Origin of the sequence: Gardnerella vaginalis (genome assembly GCF_001546485.1) — a bacterium.
Lineage (GTDB): Bacteria > Actinomycetota > Actinomycetes > Actinomycetales > Bifidobacteriaceae > Bifidobacterium > Bifidobacterium vaginale_D.
In genome coordinates, this window is the sequence record NZ_KQ956840.1 from 1 (window position 1) to 3,973 (window position 3,973).

At 44.5% G+C, this 3,973-nt stretch carries 3 protein-coding genes; 1 reads left to right on the forward strand and 2 read right to left on the reverse strand.

Translation table 11 applies throughout. From position 1 onward, the window contains the following. The first annotated feature begins 441 nt into the window (after positions 1-441). Positions 442-1,488 (forward strand): succinate dehydrogenase/fumarate reductase iron-sulfur subunit, encoded by a 1,047-nt coding sequence (locus HMPREF3208_RS01545; RefSeq protein WP_016637377.1) that lies wholly within the window; start codon positions 442-444, stop codon positions 1,486-1,488. Between the two features lies 1 nt (position 1,489). Here HMPREF3208_RS01545 and HMPREF3208_RS01550 read toward each other — a convergent pair whose 3' ends face one another. Together HMPREF3208_RS01550 and HMPREF3208_RS01555 are read right to left on the reverse strand one after the other, a co-directional pair. Next, positions 1,490-2,293 carry an LOG family protein gene (locus HMPREF3208_RS01550; protein ID WP_016637376.1) on the reverse strand — a complete coding sequence of 268 codons (804 nt, stop codon included), beginning with the start codon at positions 2,291-2,293 and terminating at the stop codon, positions 1,490-1,492. Positions 2,294-2,459: 166 nt separating this feature from the next. Beyond that, the gene (locus HMPREF3208_RS01555) at positions 2,460-3,719 is read right to left on the reverse strand and encodes a Na+/H+ antiporter NhaA (RefSeq protein WP_064346897.1); all 1,260 of its coding nucleotides are present in this window, start codon (positions 3,717-3,719) and stop codon (positions 2,460-2,462) included. Positions 3,720-3,973: the final 254 nt, after the last annotated feature.

Consider the following 3,973-nt stretch of genomic DNA (forward strand, 5'->3'; position numbering starts at 1 on the left):
ACTCTGAGCAAGCTCGGCGCTCCGAGTTGCTTGAGCGCGCTAAATCGCAGCGCTCAAGCAGGCCGTCGCGCCCAGTCCTTCGTGCGCTCTGGCTGTTAAAGGCGTTTATTGTGTTCGCCTTTCTTTAAAGAATGTAGCTTCTCAGTCCTCTTTTAGCACTGAACACAATTTTTCCAGCCTCTCAACACACTAAACACAACACAAAACTCATAGACTCGTTAAGTTTGTTACGAAAAGTGCGTGGTTTACTAAGTGCAACTAAAGTCGAAAAATTAAGCTGCGGGTGGGTGCAGCTATCTATTTTTTATTGTTTGTTTAGTGCGAAAAATCTCAAATCTCACCTCACGAATATCCACGCGACTAAATAACGACGCAATCGGTTCTAGTTCTGTGCAAGTATTGTGGCAAACTATAGTAGTACGTAATTGGAGGTAGCGCGCAATGAGTAATGAGCTTCACAATAACACTGCGCTTGTTACCTTGCGTATTTCCCGCTTTGCGCCGTGCGAAGAAACGCAAAATCCACAAGACGCCACGAAAACTGTGCGAAAGCGTCACGAAAGTCCTTTTGCTCGAAAAAAGCGTAGCAATCCTTTTGCAAAAGTAGATTCTGCAGAAAACGAAAATAGTACTACTGAATCTTCCGTTCCTTCTATAAAACGCATTCAAGGCAAGCATTGGGTTCAAGATTACGTTTTGCGCGTTCAATCCACGGATACTATTCTTAGCTGCTTGCTAACTATTAAGCGCACAATCGACCCGACTTTGGCTTTTCGCTACTCTTGTGGTCACGGAGTTTGCGGATCGGATGCTGCAAACGTAAACGGCATGCCAACTCTACTTTGCAGCGCAACAATAGGAGCGAACGCTCGTCCAGAAATCATTAATAACGTGCAATCTCGCGGATTTAGAAAAACCGGAGCTGCAAGTAGCGGCGAAAGCTCGGTAAAATCGCCAATTCTACAGAAAGAATCTACTCAGGCTGTAGCTCAAAAGAATGGCAGTTTTGGTATTATCGAACTTGCTCCTCTTGCTGGATTCGCGGTTCAGCGCGATCTTATTTGTGACCTTTCGCCTATGATTTCGCAGATAAAACGTTTAGAGCCTTACTTACAAGCAGCAGACGTTTCTGTGCGAAATGACGAAGGGAAACTTAAGCTTATTGAGTTTTTGCAGCATCCTGAAGAGTTACAAAAATTTGAGCTTTTAAGTAACTGCATTATGTGTGGTGCGTGCGAAGGAATATGCCCAATCTACGCCGGTGGTGAGGCTTTTATTGGGCCTGCTGCTTTGATTAACGCAGCTCGTTTTATTTACGATTCCAGGGATAGTGCAACAGAGCGCAGATTAGATTTGATTGACGGCAGCGACGGAATTAGTGCGTGTCAGTCGGTTAGAGCGTGCTCAAGGCAGTGTCCGCGCGGAATTGACATTGGCGAAGAAATTTGGCAGCTTACCACACTCGTGAACGAGCGCAAAAACTCTTAGATTATTCAATACCAGATGCTATGCGCACCGCTTCTAAAGGATCGTCAGTCATAGCAAACAGATGCGGATCAATAGTAGAAATCAAGCCACGATCAGTAACTGTAGACTGTAACCACGTAACAAGCCCCTTCCAGTACTCGGTTCCAAAAAGCACAACCGGCACACGCGCAACCTTATGAGTTTGCACAAGAGTTAAAGCCTCAAACATTTCGTCCATAGTGCCAAATCCTCCCGGACACACAATAATGCCAGAAGAATACTTCATAAACATGGTTTTACGCACGAAGAAATACCGAAACTGCATGCCAAGATTAATCCACTGGTTCAACCCTTGCTCATGCGGAAGCTCAATACCTAAACCAACTGAAGTACCACCGGCTTCTGCAGCACCACGATTTGCAGCCTCCATAATGCCAGGCCCACCGCCTGTAATAACAGCAAAACCATGTTTTACAAGCTCCGCACCCATCATGCGAGCAGCAGCATATTCAGGCTCATCTTCTTGTATGCGAGCAGAGCCAAAAACACTAACAGCTTTGCCAAGTTCAGCAAGCGCGTCAAAACCATCGACAAACTCAGCTTGAATACGAAGCGCACGCCATGGATCAGCGCTACGCCAATCCCACTGACGATCTGCAGGTACGCCAACTCCTGCAGCAATCTGCTGATTACGATCATTACGAAGCAATGTTTCTGTGGTACTTTCTTGAGGGATCATGGAGCCTCTCATAACTACAGAACCACGATGATATGTGGTACCCCAAGGTGGAATCATATCCGAAGAATTTTCTGTATTTTTTCCCATAATCACCTCTCGTAATTATTACCTCTCGTAATTATCGTTGCGTTAGTAGGTTAATACGTTGTTGAGCTAATACGTTATTACATTGCTACTTGTTACGCAGTGACGCAATGAAATTGCCACGCTGTTCATCCCCTACTTTTGCGCGAAGTAACAATATCGTATTGCGTCAATCGTCTATTTCTTCTAATTCTTCTTCCATACGCTTAGCTTGACGCGCAAGTAAGAAGCCGGCAACACCGGCAGCAATAATAGAAGCAACAAGCACACCAAAACGCGCTTCAGCAGACAAATCTGCATCCGAATACGCAAGTGAAGCAATCAGTAACGATACAGTAAAACCAATACCACACGCGCATGCAGTAGGAAGCAAATCACGCACATTCAAACCATCTGGCACACGCAAACCAATGCAAGTTCTAGCAAGCCAAGCAGTTATCATAATGCCAAGAGGCTTACCAACAACAAGTGCAATAGTAATTGCAATAAGAATTGGAGAGAAGAATAATTCCCACGTTAATGTTTCAAAATGCACGCCAGTTGCAAATAGTGCAAAAATTGGTAACGCAATAAGAGCAGAGATAGGCTGAATTTTCTTGCGATAGCGCTCAGCACGTAGCGTTGTTTCACCATGTACTAGATGCGCAGGCGTAAGCAAACCAACCATCACACCGGCTAACGTTGGGTGTACACCAGCCTCATACATCATAACCCACGCTGCAATACCAACTAAAGCAACAAGAAGCCAAGGAACTCGTTTAAGTCGCACTAAAGTCGTCCAAATAAGCCCACAAATAATTACGCCTACGAACCAATACCAAGCGTTCAAAGATGAGAAAAATACTGCAATAAGTGCAATACCGAGTAAATCATCTACAGTAGCAAGCGTCATAAGAAACGCCCTTAAAGCATGCGGCAATGTTTTAGCAAACAAAGCCAATACTGCCAGAGAAAACGCGATATCGGTTGCCGTTGGAATTGCCCAACCAGCACGCACCATACCCAGGGAAGGTAAAGCTCCAGAAGTTAGTCGCATAATTTCTTGACCAGCATGAAGCTCAGAAAATACGGTTACTGTTGTTACAAACAATATCGGAGGCACAACCATGCCACCAACAGCACAAATCATCGGCATAGCTGCAGCACGCGGATCTGAAAGTGAGCCAGCAATCAGCTCATGTTTTAAATCTAAGCCAACTGAAAGGAAGAAAATAGTAAGCACACCATCTTGTACCCAATGACCAATTGACATGTGAATATTTGTCAAAGGGATACCCACATGAGTATGCGAAATGGCTTCAAATACAGGCGCTGTTACAGGAATATTCGCGAGCAATAAACCAGTAAGAGCAAAACCAAGCATAATTAAACCAGAAATTCGCTCATTATTAGCAATATTGCAAGCTATTCTCCAACCGCGTCGTATCATATCGTAAATAAGCCTCCCTTAAGTGCGCGTGTTACCATGCAGCAATACTGACTCGCAAGCAATACTGATTCGCAAGCAATATTGCTGACAGCAGCAATTGACAAGTAACACTACAATCGCATTGGCGCAAACACTAAACTGTATTACCAAGCAAAACAATACAGTGAACTTGTACTTGTTAGTATAGCGGAGAGGGATAAACCAAGCGCGAGGCTATAAGCCCCAAAAGTGTGTAAGAAATCATGTCTTAGGCC